The following is a 13232-nucleotide window of genomic DNA, read 5'->3' as shown; positions in this document are numbered from 1 at the left end:
GATGACCGAAAGCCAACAGGTCGAGACCAGCAACAAGAAGCTGGCGGCAGGGCTGCTGGCCATTTTCCTGGGGTCGCTGGGCATCCACAAATTCGTGCTCGGCTACAGCAAAGCCGGGCTGATCATGCTGCTGGTCACGGTGCTCACCTGCGGCTTCGGGGCTTCGGTGATGGGAATCATCGGGGTGATCGAAGGCGTCATCTACCTCACCAAGTCCACCGACGAGTTCCAGGCCCAGTACATCGACGCCACCCGGGAGTGGTTCTGATGCCCGTGCTCCGGCCGGCCGGGGCCAAGCCAAGACGGCTGGCGCTCGTCCTGCTGGCGGGAGGTGGGCTGGTCAGTTTCCTGGCCCTGGCGGCCACGCCCCACGATGGCCTGCACCCCCTGGCCCTGATGGCGGCGCTGCTGCCGCTGCAGCTGGCCGCCCTGGCCTGGGCCGGGATGCACCGCCGCTAGGAGGCCGTCCGGCTGGCCTCCAGCCACTGGAGGACGCTGGCGGGCAGGTCCGTCCGCCGCCGGCTGGACGCCTCAATGGCCACGTGCCGGGTTAGCCCGGTGGCCGCCTCCTGGCTGTTGTGGAGGAAGCGGTAGCGAATCTCGAAGCTGCCGCCGTCGCGCTGCTGGGGCCGCAGCTCGATCGCCAGGGGATCGCCGCAGGCCAGGGGGCGCCGGTAGTCGGCGCTGACATGCACGATCGGCAGGGCCACGACCGGGGTCCGGCCCGGCCCGGGGAAGATCTCGCCGGCCACCACGCCGAACCGCTCCAGGCTTTCCTCGTAGGCCTCATGGCACCAGCGCAGCAGCTGGTGGAAGTGCATCACCCCGGCGGCATCGGTGTCACCGAAGCGCACCGTGCGGCAGAGCAGCAGCCAGTCGGCCGGGTCGGATGGGGACATGGGGCTCCATGGCGCCGGCGGGGCGCTCCTCGACCCATGCTGACGCCCCCTTCTGCCCCCGGCAGGTCCGATGCCGTTGCTGGCGTGCCGGAACGCCCCTAGGTTCCGCCCAGTACGAACCCTTTCCCTTGGCCGCCGCGATCGCCTACGAGCCGCCCAGCATCTCCAAGGCCTGGGCCGCCTTCCTGGCCCACATCCCCACCATCCTGCTGATCTGGGTGGTGACGATCGTCATCGCCGTCATCGGCGTCGTGGCCTCCCTGGCCCTGACCGCCCTGGGGGTGGGTCTCTCCAGCGGCGGCGGCGGCGGTGCGGAGGCCGCCGCCGGCCTGGCGGCGGTGCTCGGCAACCTGGTGCAGCTGCCCTTCACGATCCTCTCCAATCTGGTGGGGGTGCTGTTCGTGGCGGTCCCGGCGATGCACTACGCCAGCGGCGAGATCATCGACACCGAAGGGGCCCTGCGGGTGCTCCTGCATCGGCCGGTCCGCTATCTCCTGGCGGGGGTGCTGTTCACAGCCGTGGCCGTCGTCGGTTTCGTTCTCTGCATCCTGCCGGGCCTCGCGGTCACCCTGGTGATGCCGATCTACGTGAACAAGATCTTCCTCACCGACAGTCCCATCCTCGACGCCTTCTCCTCCTCGTTCCAGGCGGTCTACGGCTCCCCCCAGGGCCGCGTCTTCGCCGGCATCGAGCTGCTGGCCTGGCTGCTGGTGCTGGTGGTGTCGCTCTTCACCTGCGGCCTGGCCTCGCTGGTGGCGGTGCCGGTGGCCACCTTCTACATCCAGAACGCCGCCTATCACCGCGGCGTGATCAGCTGAGGGGGCAGGGTCGGGTGATGGTGCCGCAGCTGCTGGCGAAGGTGGTGGCATCGACGTAATGGCGAGGGGTCTGCATCAGCAGCCGCCAGGCTTCGCGGGCGCCCAGGAGATTGAAGCGTTCGGGGTAGTGCTCCAGCAGCAGGGCCCGCACCTGGGGGTAGTAGGCCGGATTCATCCCGGGAAAGATGTGGTGTTCGGTGTGGTAGGAGAAGTTGAGGTGGAGTGTGTCGACGATGCCTGGCATCTTCAGTGAGATGCTGTTGATCAGGGGGTCGTTTGTCTCGGTGATCTGGCAGGCCATGTGATTGGTGTAGATGTAGGCAATCACGACGCTGTAGCCGATCCAGATCGGCAGGAAATAGCCCAGCAGCAACGGCACTGGCCGCAGGCCGATGAAGCCGATGATGGCCACGTGGACCAGCACCACGGCGGCCAGCTCAAGCGCGATCCGGCGCCGCTCGCGGCTGCTCACCTGGAAGGAGACCACCGGGTAACGGGTGGATCCGTCGTTGAACAGCAGCACCGAAGTCAGGTTGCGGAAGGCATGCACACCCCAGGCCGACGTCATTCCCACCCACAGCCAGAAGGGGTGGACTTCCAGAGAGGGGACGAAGAGGTTCTGGATCCACTTGCCCCAGCTGGGCGGTTGCTCGAGGGTGTAGTTGCGGTCCGGGTCCTGGGCCGAGTTCGTCTTGCCGTGATGCTCCCTGTTGTGGACGGCTTTCCACAGCGTGGGCGGCATCCACAGCAGCGCCAGGCCAAGCAGCTGAACGGCCTGACGCAGCTGGGGCTGACGGATCGCCTTGCTGTGCATCACATCGTGGGTGGCGAAGAGCAGCACCACCACGGCATTGCCCATCACCAGGGCGAAGGGCAGAAAGATCAGCAGGCCCTGCCAGTGGCTGGCGTCGAGCTGGCGGGCCATGGCCCAGCCCAGCAGCAGGATCGCCCCATTCAGGCCGAGAACGATGGGGGTGGCCCGATCGGGCGTGAAGGCCTCGTCCGGCAACAGGGGGCGGAGCGCTCGGGCGTAGTCGGGCTGGGCAATCAGGTTCTGGGGGTCAGCGGGGGCGAGGGTGCCGGACGGATGGGGCAAGCAGTTCCTTGGGCGGCCCGGGGAGCAAGGAGGGAGGGCCGACCGGGCTGCACGCTAGGGGGCCCCGTCGCCCCGCCGCGCTGCCCAAGGACGGCCCCATGGCCAGTGCCGGTTGCTCAGCTGAGCGGGAAGGCCTGCAGGCCGATGCCGTAGGTCAGCCCCATCCGCCCGGCCCAGTAGAGCAGCAGCAGAACCCCCACAAGCACCAGGTGCCGTCCCCGCAGGACCCGGGGCACCAGCCGGCCGGTGCGCAGGGCCGCCAGCGACCAGACCACCAGGCCGGCCGCGACCACGGGCCCGAAGGCATGCAGGACCACCGCGTCGTCGAAGCGACCGACCAGGCTCGCCGCCGTGGCCCGGGTCAGGTAGCAGGTGGGGCAGGGGATGCCGGTGAGGGCCCGCAACGGGCAGCTGAGGCCGGGCAGACCCGGATGCAGGCCCTTGAGCACCAGCAGGCCGGTGGCCCCCAGGGGCAGGAGGGGGCCGCAGCGCGCGAGCCGGCGGATCCAGCGCCGGCCGGCCGTGCTCACCGATCCACCGATCCCATGATCACGTCGATCGAGCCCAGGATCGCCATGATGTCGGCCACCTTGGCCCCCTTGAGGATGTGGGGCAGGATCTGCAGGTTGTTGAAATCGGCAGCGCGGATCTTCCAGCGCCAGGGGGTGACGTCGTTGTTGCCCATGATGAACACCCCCAGTTCACCCTTGCCCGATTCCACCCGGCAGTAGAGCTCGCCATCGGGAATCTTGAAGGTGGGCGCCACCTTTTTGGCGACGTACTGGTAGTCGAAGCCGTACCACTCGCTCTTCTTGCCTTCGGCCATCCGCCGGGCTTCCAGGTTCTCGGTGGGGCCGCCGGGAATCATGGTGATGGCCTGGCGCAGGATCTTCAGCGACTGGCGCATCTCCTCGATCCGCACCCGGTAGCGGGCGTAGCAGTCGCCCTCCTTCTCCCAGGCCACCGACCATTCGAAGTCGTCGTAGCACTCGTAGTGATCCACCTTGCGCAGATCCCAGGGCACGCCAGAGGCCCGCAGCATCGGACCGGAGAGGCTCCAGTTGATCGCCTGCTCCCTGCCGATCACCCCAAGCCCCTCGATCCGCTTGCGGAAGATGGGGTTGTTGGTGATCAGTTTCTCGTACTCGTCGATCTTGGGTCCGAACCAGTCGCAGAAGTCGGCGCACTTCTCCAGCCAGCCATAGGGAAGATCCACGGCCACCCCGCCGATGCGGAAGTAGTTGTTGTTGATCAGCCGCTGGCCGGTGGCCGCCTCCCACAGGTCGTAGATCATCTCCCGCTCCCGGAAGATGTAGAAGAAGGGTGTCTGGGCGCCCACGTCGGCGAGGAAGGGGCCGAGCCAGAGGAGGTGGTTGGCGATGCGGTTGAGCTCCAGCATCAGCACCCGGATGTAGCTGGCGCGTTTCGGTACCGGCACATCGGCCAGCTTTTCCGGAGCATTCACCGTGATCGCTTCGTTGAACATGCCCGCCGCGTAGTCCCAGCGGCTCACGTAGGGCACGAACATCACGTTGGTGCGGTTCTCGGCGATCTTCTCCATGCCGCGGTGGAGATAGCCGATCACCGGCTCGCAGTCGATCACGTCCTCGCCGTCGAGGGTCACCACGAGCCGCAGCACCCCGTGCATCGACGGGTGATGGGGGCCGAAATTGACCACCATCGGCTCGGTGCGGGTCTCGAGCTGGGTCATGCCCTTCGCAAGGAACGGAGTCACGGGATCTTAGGAAGGTGAGATGGCCGTTTCGTTCGCCCATCTCCCGGTTCTGGCCGATTCGGTGCTCGCGGCCTTTTCCGGGTTGCCTGGACAACCGGCCGGCGTCGCTGACGGGGCTGCCGATGCCGGGGAGGCGCTGCTGCTCGACTGCACCCTCGGCGGGGGCGGCCACAGCTCGCTGCTCCTGGCGGCCCACCCCGCTCTGCGCCTGATCGGCCTCGACCGGGACCCCGCCGCCCGCGCCGCGGCCGCCGAGCGCCTCGCCCCCTTCGGCGATCGCACCCGGATCGAGGCGGCCAACTTCGCCGATTTCATCCCGCCCGCCCCCCTGGTGGGTGTGCTGGCCGATCTCGGGGTCAGCAGCCCCCAGCTGGACGAGCCCAGCCGGGGCTTCAGCTTCCGCGCCCCCGGCCCCCTGGACATGCGCATGGACCCTGACGCCGGTGAGACCGCCGCCGAGCTGATCGACCGGCTGGAGGAGTCGGCGCTGGCGGATCTGATCCACGGCTACGGCGAGGAGCGGCTGTCGCGCCGCATCGCCCGGCGCCTGGTGGCCGAACGCCCCTGGGCCGACAGCGGCCGCACCACGGCCGATCTGGCCTATGCCGTGGCCGGCTGTTTCCCCCCCAAGGCGCGCCACGGCCGGATCCACCCCGCCACCCGCACCTTCCAGGCCCTGCGGATCGCCGTCAATGACGAGCTCGGCGCCCTCGACCGTCTGCTGGATCGGGCCCCCGGCTGGCTGGTGCCGGGCGGGCTGCTGGCGGTGATCAGCTTCCACTCCCTCGAGGACCGGCGCGTCAAGACCGCCTTCCTCAGTGACCCCCGCCTGGAGCGGCTCACCCGCAAGCCGCTGGTGGCGAGCGAAGAGGAGGAGCAGGCCAACCCCCGCAGCCGCTCCGCCAAGCTGCGGGTGGCCCGCCGCGTGGCCTGAGCCGTTTGCCATGACCCCGGCCCACCTGCCCAGCCTTGACCGCGCCGATCTGCTCTGGTGGATCGCCCTGCTGATCCAGTCCCTGGCGATTCCCGGGACCGTGCTGCCGGTGGCGCCGGGCCTGACCCTGCTGCCCCTGGGTGCCCTGCTCTGGTGCTGGGCCGTCGGCTGGGGCTCCGGCTGGCCGGCTCTGGTGCTGGCCGTGGTGCTGCTGCTCCTGGGCTGGGGGGCCGAGGCCCTGGGTCTGCTGCTCGGTCCCGCCCGGATGCAGGCCACCCGCTGGAGTTACGTCGGAGCCGGCGTGGGGCTGGTGGTGGGCCTGCTGGGGCTGTTGCCGGCCCTGCCGGTGGGCGGGCCCCTGCTGGGGGCCCTGGTGGGCCCGCTGCTGGGGGCCAGCCTGGGTGAGCTGATCACCGCCCCGCCGTCCCTCGGCCCGCCCGGCCTGGGCCGGTTGCGCCGCTCCCTGCTGGTGGGCCTGGCGGTGGTGGCCGGGATGCTCGTGAGTCGGCTGGCCCAGCTGCTGCTGGCCCTGCTGGGGGTGCTGGGCTTCGTGCTGCTGACGGTGGGCCCGTTGGCCCATGGGGCCGCCGGCTGAGATGCCTCAGCGCCCGGGGAGGGGCGGCAGGGGATCGGGGCGGCCGCCGGCCAGCGCCAGCTGGCGGTAGGCCGCCGTAGCGATGCACACCACCAGGGGCCAGGCCACGAAGGCTCCCACCAGGCAGGCCAGCAGGCCCAGGAGCACCAGCAGACCCTCGATCAGGGTGAGCAGGAGCACCATCAGCCAGCTGGGATCCACCAGGTCTCTTCCGCGCTGCACCGCGGTGCGGGAGCCGGCGCGTTCGAACAGCACGATCTGGGTGAGGAAGCTCTGGTTGATCGCCAGATAGATCACCCCCAGCAGCAGCACCCCCAGGAGCAGCGCGAACACCACCGCCAGGCTCAGCCCCAGAACCTCCACCAGGGTGCGGCTGAACGGCACGAGCTGGTCGGCGTAGATCCCCAGCAGCGCCAGGGGGCCGCCCACCACCAGCAGCAGGCCGAGCAGGGGCACGGCCACCATGGCCGCCAGCAGCAGCCAGGCCCGCAGCAGCCGACCGAACACCTCCCCGTCCCAGCGCATCAGCTGCCCCAGGGAGGGGTGGCCGCCCTGCAGGGCGCTGCCGGCGCCACGCACCAGCCCGATGGCGCACCAGAGATTGAGCAGCAGGTTCCCGGTCAGTCCGATCAGGTACAGCACCCAGTCGAGGGGGTCGCTGGAGGGCACGCCGCCGTTGCTGATGCGGCTCTGGAGCGGCTGGATCAGGAACTGCAGGGCGATCACCAGCAGAGGGAAGCCCACGAAGGGCCCCGGGCTGCGGCTGAAGGCCCGCCAGCCCTCCTGGAGCGCATCACCGAAGTTGAGCCGGGGCCCCTGCCGACCGCCGGGTGTGGACATCTGGGGTGGGGCGCAGACCCGAAAGTTAGACAGGCATCCGCAACGTCGCCACCGCCTCGCCCACCGCCGCCACGGCGACGTCGATGTCGGCTGCCGTGGTGTCCCGGCCCAGGCCGAAGCGGATCGCGGCGCCGGCGGCGCGGCGGTCGAGGCCGAGGGCGGCCAGCACGTGGGAGGGGCTGCCCTGGCTGCAGGCCGAACCGCTGCTCACCGCCAGAACCCGGCGCAGCTGGCGGTGCAGGCGGGTGCCGTCCACCCCCTCGACGCTGATGTTGAGGCTGTGCGGCAGGCACTGGAGCGGGTGGCCGTTGCGGCGCACCCCGCCCAGGGCCGTCAGCTCCTCCCACAGCCGGTCCCGCAGGGTCCCGAGCCGTGCGGCCCGTTCCTCCCGGTCGGCCACGGCGCCCGCAACGGCCGCGCCGAGGCCCACGATCAGGGGCACCGGCAGGGTGCCGCCCCGCAGCCCGCCCTCCTGGCCGCCGCCGAGCTGCTGGGGGGCCAGGGGCACCCCCGGGCGCCGCAGCAGAGCCCCCACCCCCTTGGGTCCGTAGAGCTTGTGGCCGCTGAGGCTGAGCAGGTCGATACCGAGGTCGGCCATGGGAAGGGGGACGTGGCCCACCGCCTGGGCGGCGTCGCAGTGGAACAGCACGCCCCGCTGGCGGCAGAGGGCGCCGATGGCGGCCAGGGGCTGCAGCACGCCGATCTCGTTGTTGGCTGCCATCACCGACAGCAGCAGGGTGTCGGGCCCCAGGGACGCCGCCAGCCGGTCGGGGTCCACCAGGCCATTGGCCTCCACGGGCAGCACGGTGAGGGGGAACCCATGGCGCTCCAGCCAGGCCAGCGGCTCCAGCACAGCCCGGTGTTCGGTGGCCAGCGTCACCAGCCGGCGGCGAGGGTCCCCCCGCTCCAGGGCGGCCTCGGCCACCCCGCGCAGGGCCAGGTTGTTGGCTTCGGTGGCGCCGCTGGTGAAGATCACCGCATCGTCGGCCGCGCCCAGAGCTCCGGCCACCCGGATACGGGCGATGTCCACCGCCGCGCCCGCCTCCAGGGACGGCCGGTGCAGCCGGCTGGAGGGGTTGGCGGCGTTCTCCGTCCACCAGGGCGCCATGGCCGCCACCACCGCCGGATCGCACGGGGTGCTCGCGTGGTGGTCGAGGTACGTCAGCATGGGGCCATGCTGATTCGTCCCCGCCCCTGCGGTGCCCGTCCCCTCCGCCCGGGGGCCGTGCTCGCCACGGCCTTCCTGGCGGTGTCGCCGCTGGCGCTGGCCTGGTCCCTGGCCCTGCCCCGCCCGGCGGCCGCCCAGGGCGAGTCCCGCAGCAACGAGGAGAGCCGGCCCAAGGGCTTCAAGGTGCTGCTGGACCGGGTCACCCACCGGGGCCGGGAAGTGGTGGGCATCTACGGCCTGGTGGCCGAGCCCGCCCAGCCGGGGATGTGGCGGGTGCAGGTCTGGGAGGAGCTCGACGACCGGGTGACCGTCGCCACCGACAAGATCGGCTGCAGCGTCACCGCCCCGCTGCGGATCACCGGCAGCTCCCGCCGCCTGATCATCCGCGAGCTCAATCCCGGCGGGGTGATCACCCCGGCCAACCGCCTCGATCACCTGATGTGGTGGGCGGTGTGCGTGCCCGAACAGGCCGGCCGGGATCCCGCCAGCCTCGGTCCGGTGGCCCGCCAGCTGGGCTACAGCGGCTTCCTGCCCGAACGGGAACAGGTGGTGCTCGGTCCCGGTCGATAGATTTCCCCCATGAGCCAGGAACCCTCCGCCGCCGCCGGTCCCATCTCCGAGCCGTCCGGGCCGCCGGAGGGGGCCGATGCCGCCGTCAGCACCCCGGTGCGGCTGCTGCTGGTCGATGACGAACCCGGACTGCGCACGGCGGTCAAGGCCTACCTGGAGGACGAGGGTTTCGCCGTCACCACCGCCAATGACGGCGAAGAGGGCTGGACGGCGGCCCAGGCCCAGATGCCCGACGTCGTCATCACTGACGTGATGATGCCCCGCTGCGACGGCTACGGCCTGCTGAAGCGTCTGCGGGCCGACGAGCGGCTCGGCGGCACACCGGTGATCTTCCTCACCGCCAAGGGCATGACAGCCGATCGCATCGCCGGCTTCCAGGCCGGCGCCGACGACTACATTCCCAAACCGTTCGATCCGGACGAACTGGTGGCCCGGGTGCGCAACGTGGTGCGTCGCCAGGAGCGGCTGCTGGCGGAGGCGGCCCGCTTCGCCGACGCCGACATCGGCGCCATGGCCCGCCAGATCACCGAGATCCGCTCGATGCTGGGCGGCGGCGGCGGCGGTTCCGGCAGCGGCGGCAGCACCCGCAAGCCCGTCTCCGACGTCAAGCTCGACTTCACCCCCCGCGAGGCGAGCGTGCTGCAGCTGGTGGCCGAGGGGATGATGAACAAGGAGATCGCCCGCCGGTTGGAGACGTCGATCCGCAACGTCGAGAAGTACGTCAGCCGGCTGTTCATCAAGACCGGCACCGCCAGCCGCACCGAGCTGGTGCGCTTCTCCCTCGAGCACGGGCTGGTGGATTGAGCCCCACCCATTCCCACCCCTGACGCTGCCGCCGGGCTGGCTTCCCTCCCGCCCCAACGGCGGCTGGGCCTACCGCGACCGCATCCCCCCCGCCGGGGCCGGCCTGGGGGTGGTGGCCTTCTATGCCGGGCGTTACGGCCACTCCAGCGCACAGGAGTGGGAACGGCGTCTGGCGGCCGGTGAGATCAGCCGCCATGGGGTGCCGCTGCGGGCCGACGCGGTCCTCGCCGACGGGGATCAGCTCGTCTGGCGGCGTCCCCCCTGGCCGGAGTCCGCCGTGCCGGCCCACTGGGACGTGATCCACGACGACGGCGATCTGCTGGTGATCGACAAGCCCAGCGGCCTGCCCGTGCTGCCGGCGGGCGGCTTCCTGGAGCACACGGTGCTGCGGCTGCTGGAGCGCCGCCATGGCGGCGACCCCGCCGGCGTTCCGCGGCCGGTGCACCGCCTGGGGCGCTTCACCTCCGGCCTGCTGGTGTGCGCCCGCCGGCCGGCCACCCGCGCCTGGCTGAGCGCCCAGCTGCGGGAGAGCACGGGCTCGCTGGCCTGCGACGGCGGCGGGCCCCCGCCCTGCCGCAAGCTCTACCGGGCCCTGCTGGAGCCGGGCCGTCTGGCGCTGCCGACCGGGGAGAGCCTGTTGATCACCACGGCGATCGGTCGGCGGCTCCATCCGCCGCTCGGGGTGATCTGGTGCGCGGCCGAGGCCGGCGACCCGGCCGCCCTGCCGGCCCGCAGCCGGCTGACCCTGCTGGAGAGCGGCAGCGAGGCCGATCTGGTCGAGGTGGCGATCGTCAGCGGACGGCCCCATCAGATCCGCATCCACTGCGCCGCCATCGGGGCGCCGCTGCGGGGGGATCCCCTCTATCTGCCGGGCGGGCGGGCCCGGCCCGGGGGGTTGCCTGGCGAGGGCGGCTACCGGCTCCAGGCCCGCTGGCTGCGGCTGCAGCCGCCGGACGGGTCGGTCCTGGAGCTGGAGGCCCCACCGGCCGAGGGTCTGGCCATGGCGGTGGAGCCCCAGGGCGGCTGAGCCGCAGATCTGAGCTGCTGAACTGGCCTGCTTAACGGTGTGGCCATTGCATGGCTGGTTGCCCCACTCGGCTGGTTGCCCCGTTCCTGTACAGGCTGTACAGAATCAGGAAAGGCCCGGCAACACCGCTTCCCGTGCTGACCAGCCCGCTGATCAGGCCGGGGTGCGCTCGAAGGCGATCAGCCGGGAGAAGTAGAACGGCGCCTGGTTGAGGCTGCGGTGCACGGGGCGGAAGCCCGCGGCGGCGGCCGCCGCCACGATGCCGTCCTCCCGCAGGGTGTAGGCGCGGGTGGTCTTGCTGGGCCCGGGGAACAGCTGGCCGATCTGTTTGAGCACCGCCAGCAGCGGCGTGTAGGGGGCGAAGCTGACGATCAGCTGCCGCTCGGCCATGGCCGCCAGGTGCCGCACCATCGCTTCGGCGGCCGCCTGGGGGTAGTGGATGAAGACGTCCAGGCAGATCACCGTGTCGTAACGGCCCTGGAGGCTCTCCAGGTCGGAAACCGTGAAGGTCAGCCGCTCCGAAGCGAGACCGGCCTCGCTGGCCCGGCGGCTGGCCTCGGCCACCATCGCCGCGGAGAGATCGCTGGCGGCGATCGCGCCGGCCCCGAGGGCCGCCAGGGGCAGGCTGAGGCTGCCGACGCCACAGCCGGCATCGCAGAAGCTGCGGCTGGCCAGGTCGCCCTGCTGCTGCAGCCAGGCCAGCACCGCGTCCACGGTCTTCTGGTGGCCGAGGCGGATGTTGCGCTGGACCCGGTTCACCTCCTCGCTGTCGCTGTAGATGCGGTTCCAGCGATCGAAGCCGGTGCTCTCGAAATAGGCCTGCACCTCGGCCTTCTCGGCCTGCGTCTCAGCCTGTGCCTCGGTGGGCGCGGGGGTTGGCAGTTCCGGGGGCATGGGGCGCAGGGCCGTTCAGGTGGGCCGGATCCTAGGGAGGTGGGGCCAGGGGCACCGCCGCGGATCCACCGGCCATCGCCTCGGGGCGCCGCCAGCCCAGGCGCCCATCCGCCGCCGTGCTCCAGCGCAGGGTGTCCGCCAGGGGCCGCCCCAGCAGCAGCTGCTCCAGGGGCTGCCGCTCCCCCAGCAGGCGCCGCGGGGCCAGGGTGGCCGCGGCGATCGAGGCCGGCACCAGGCCGCCCCAGCCGGCCAGCCGCCGCACCCCCTCCAGCAGCGGCAGGGTCACCCCGGCCAGAGTGCCGTCCTCCAGCCGGCAGCTGCCGTCCTCCACCAGCAGGACGCGCTCGTCCCAGCGGTGGTGGCCGTCGGCCAGTCCGTAGGGGGCCAGGGCATCACTGACGATCACCACCCGCTGGGGCGCCAGCCGCTGCAGGAGCACGGCCATGGTGGGGTCCACGTGGACGCCGTCGGCGATCAGCCCCAGGGTCACCGCCACCTCCAGCAGGGCCTCCCCGACCGGTCCCGGGGCGCGGTGGTGCAGGCCGGCCATGGCATTGAAGCTGTGGGTGAGCATCCCCACCCCCTGGGCGAAGGCCCGCCGAGCCTGGGCCGCGTTGGCGCCACTGTGGCCCAGGCACACCACCACGCCGGCGGTCCGCAGCGCTGCGATCACCTCGGCAGCCCCCTCCAGCTCCGGGGCCAGGGTCACCAGGGCGACATCGGCTTCGGGCCCGCCCGCGAAGCCGGCGATCAGCCGCTCAAGGGCCGCCCGGCTGGGGGCCTGCAGGTGCTGGGCCGGGTGGGCGCCGCGCCGTTCCGGCGCCAGGAACGGCCCTTCCAGGTGGGCGCCCAGCAGCCGGCAGCGCCCGGGCCTGTGCCGACGGCGGACCTCGGCCAGCACCGCCAGGGCCCGGCGCAGGGCCTCCGGGGCGCAGGTCACCAGGGTGGGACAGATGGCGTCGACCCCATCCCTCCACAGCAGTTCCAGCAACGCCTCCAGGCGGGGCAGGTCGCCCGAGGTCAGTTCGGGGAAGGCCAGCCCCAGGCCGCCGTTGATCTGCAGGTCCACGCCCCCCGGGGACAGCCAGTCGCCTCCCCAGTCCTCGCCGGCGGCCCGGCTGCCCGGCGTCGTCGGCCGCACCCGGGCGATCCGGCCGTCGTCATCGACACCGACCCGCCAGCGCCAGCCCGCCTCGGCCCGGGCCGGGTCATCGCCCGCCAGTCGCAGGTTGGTCAGCCAGCGCATCCGGGCAGCGGCGGGACGGGACAATGCCATCCTCGCCGCCCCCGCCCCATGGATCCCGAAGCCGCCCCGTCCGCTTCCACACCCCCGCCCCGGGTGGCGATCGTCATGGGCAGCGATTCCGATCTGCCGACGCTGGAGCCGGCCGTGCGGATCCTGGAGCAGCTGGGGGTGGCCAGCGAGGTGCGTGTGCTCTCGGCCCACCGCACGCCGCGGGAAATGGCGGAGTTCGCCGAGGCGGCCGCGTCCCGGGGCCTGCGGGTGATCATCGCCGGGGCCGGCGGCGCGGCCCACCTGCCCGGCATGGTGGCGGCCTTCTCGATGCTGCCGGTGATCGGTGTGCCCGTCCGCAGCCAGGCCCTCTCCGGGGTGGACTCCCTCCATTCGATCGTGCAGATGCCGGCGGGGATCCCGGTGGCCACGGTGGCGATCGGCGGCGGCCTCAACGCCGGTCTGCTGGCGGCCGCCATGCTGGCGATCGCCGATCCGGTGCTCGCACAGGCCCTGGAGGCCTACCGCCGGGGCCTGCATGACCAGGTGGTGGCCAAGGATGCGCGCCTGCAGACCCTCGGCAGTGCCGCCTACCTGGCGGCGATGGGCCAGGGATGA

Annotated in this window: 17 protein-coding genes; 9 read left to right on the top strand and 8 right to left on the bottom strand. The window is 71.8% G+C overall.

Annotated features, from left to right (window positions below):
* Position 1: 1 nt before the first annotated feature.
* On the top strand, positions 2–268 hold the full coding sequence (locus tag VB738_RS00400) for a TM2 domain-containing protein (protein ID WP_094587399.1): 267 nt from the start codon (positions 2–4) through the stop codon (positions 266–268).
* On the top strand, positions 268–459 hold the full coding sequence (locus VB738_RS00395; protein ID WP_094587400.1) for a hypothetical protein: 192 nt from the start codon (positions 268–270) through the stop codon (positions 457–459). The genes VB738_RS00400 and VB738_RS00395 overlap by 1 nt, the downstream gene beginning before the upstream one ends.
* On the opposite strand, the gene VB738_RS00390 is transcribed toward VB738_RS00395, so the two are convergent.
* Positions 456–899 carry a thioesterase family protein gene (locus VB738_RS00390; RefSeq protein WP_323303847.1) on the bottom strand — a complete coding sequence of 148 codons (444 nt, stop codon included), beginning with the start codon at positions 897–899 and terminating at the stop codon, positions 456–458. The two genes, VB738_RS00395 and VB738_RS00390, sit on opposite strands and share 4 nt — an antisense overlap.
* A gap of 128 nt (positions 900–1027) precedes the next feature.
* Here VB738_RS00390 and VB738_RS00385 point away from each other — a divergent pair, with 128 nt between their 5' ends.
* Complete coding sequence (locus VB738_RS00385; protein WP_323303846.1) at positions 1028–1717, top strand: hypothetical protein; 690 nt, start codon at positions 1028–1030, stop codon at positions 1715–1717.
* Here the strand turns inward: VB738_RS00385 and VB738_RS00380 are convergent.
* The 3 genes from VB738_RS00380 to VB738_RS00370 form a co-directional block, all read right to left on the bottom strand.
* Positions 1710–2813 carry a fatty acid desaturase family protein gene (locus tag VB738_RS00380; protein WP_323303845.1) on the bottom strand — a complete coding sequence of 368 codons (1104 nt, stop codon included), beginning with the start codon at positions 2811–2813 and terminating at the stop codon, positions 1710–1712. The genes VB738_RS00385 and VB738_RS00380 overlap by 8 nt on opposite strands.
* Positions 2814–2929: 116 nt before the next feature.
* Positions 2930–3343 (bottom strand): DUF2752 domain-containing protein, encoded by a 414-nt coding sequence (locus tag VB738_RS00375; protein WP_323303844.1) that lies wholly within the window; start codon positions 3341–3343, stop codon positions 2930–2932.
* Positions 3340–4524 (bottom strand): NAD(P)H-quinone oxidoreductase subunit H, encoded by a 1185-nt coding sequence (locus tag VB738_RS00370; protein ID WP_015110378.1) that lies wholly within the window; start codon positions 4522–4524, stop codon positions 3340–3342. Before VB738_RS00370 ends, VB738_RS00375 begins: the two co-directional genes overlap by 4 nt.
* A 43-nt stretch (positions 4525–4567) precedes the next feature.
* Between VB738_RS00370 and rsmH the strand changes: the two genes are divergently transcribed.
* Together rsmH and VB738_RS00360 are read left to right on the top strand one after the other, a co-directional pair.
* Complete coding sequence (gene rsmH, locus VB738_RS00365) at positions 4568–5482, top strand: 16S rRNA (cytosine(1402)-N(4))-methyltransferase RsmH (protein ID WP_323303843.1); 915 nt, start codon at positions 4568–4570, stop codon at positions 5480–5482.
* 10 nt (positions 5483–5492) lie between these two features.
* A complete protein-coding gene (locus tag VB738_RS00360; RefSeq protein ID WP_323303842.1) occupies positions 5493–6077 on the top strand; it encodes a DUF456 family protein in 585 nt (194 codons plus the stop codon).
* A 6-nt stretch (positions 6078–6083) separates the two neighbouring features.
* Here the strand turns inward: VB738_RS00360 and VB738_RS00355 are convergent, their stop codons facing one another.
* A complete protein-coding gene (locus VB738_RS00355; protein ID WP_323303841.1) occupies positions 6084–6917 on the bottom strand; it encodes a hypothetical protein in 834 nt (277 codons plus the stop codon).
* 25 nt (positions 6918–6942) lie between these two features.
* Positions 6943–8085, bottom strand: coding sequence for a cysteine desulfurase family protein (locus VB738_RS00350; RefSeq protein ID WP_323303840.1), 1143 nt, complete (start codon positions 8083–8085; stop codon positions 6943–6945).
* Positions 8086–8091: 6 nt separating this feature from the next.
* Between VB738_RS00350 and VB738_RS00345 the strand changes: the two genes are divergently transcribed.
* The 3 genes from VB738_RS00345 to VB738_RS00335 are packed head-to-tail and all read left to right on the top strand — an operon-like array spanning position 8092 to position 10486.
* The gene (locus VB738_RS00345) at positions 8092–8655 is read left to right on the top strand and encodes a hypothetical protein (RefSeq protein WP_323303839.1); all 564 of its coding nucleotides are present in this window, start codon (positions 8092–8094) and stop codon (positions 8653–8655) included.
* A 9-nt stretch (positions 8656–8664) separates the two neighbouring features.
* Positions 8665–9459 (top strand): response regulator transcription factor, encoded by a 795-nt coding sequence (locus VB738_RS00340; protein ID WP_323303838.1) that lies wholly within the window; start codon positions 8665–8667, stop codon positions 9457–9459.
* A 25-nt stretch (positions 9460–9484) separates the two neighbouring features.
* Positions 9485–10486 (top strand): pseudouridine synthase, encoded by a 1002-nt coding sequence (locus VB738_RS00335; protein ID WP_416233143.1) that lies wholly within the window; start codon positions 9485–9487, stop codon positions 10484–10486.
* A gap of 153 nt (positions 10487–10639) precedes the next feature.
* Here the strand turns inward: VB738_RS00335 and bchM are convergent, their stop codons facing one another.
* Entirely contained in the window at positions 10640–11380 is a 741-nt protein-coding gene (gene bchM, locus VB738_RS00330) for a magnesium protoporphyrin IX methyltransferase (RefSeq protein WP_323303836.1), read from the bottom strand.
* A 31-nt stretch (positions 11381–11411) separates the two neighbouring features.
* Positions 11412–12626 carry an N-acetylglucosamine-6-phosphate deacetylase gene (locus tag VB738_RS00325; RefSeq protein ID WP_323304384.1) on the bottom strand — a complete coding sequence of 405 codons (1215 nt, stop codon included), beginning with the start codon at positions 12624–12626 and terminating at the stop codon, positions 11412–11414.
* 48 nt (positions 12627–12674) lie between these two features.
* Here VB738_RS00325 and purE point away from each other — a divergent pair, with 48 nt between their 5' ends.
* Entirely contained in the window at positions 12675–13232 is a 558-nt protein-coding gene (gene purE, locus VB738_RS00320; protein WP_323303835.1) for a 5-(carboxyamino)imidazole ribonucleotide mutase, read from the top strand.

It is taken from the genome of Cyanobium gracile UHCC 0139, assembly GCF_034931325.1.
GTDB lineage: Bacteria > Cyanobacteriota > Cyanobacteriia > PCC-6307 > Cyanobiaceae > Cyanobium > Cyanobium gracile_B.
Note: the sequence above shows the minus strand (reverse complement) of the source record. Positions and strands in the feature narration are given on the sequence as shown.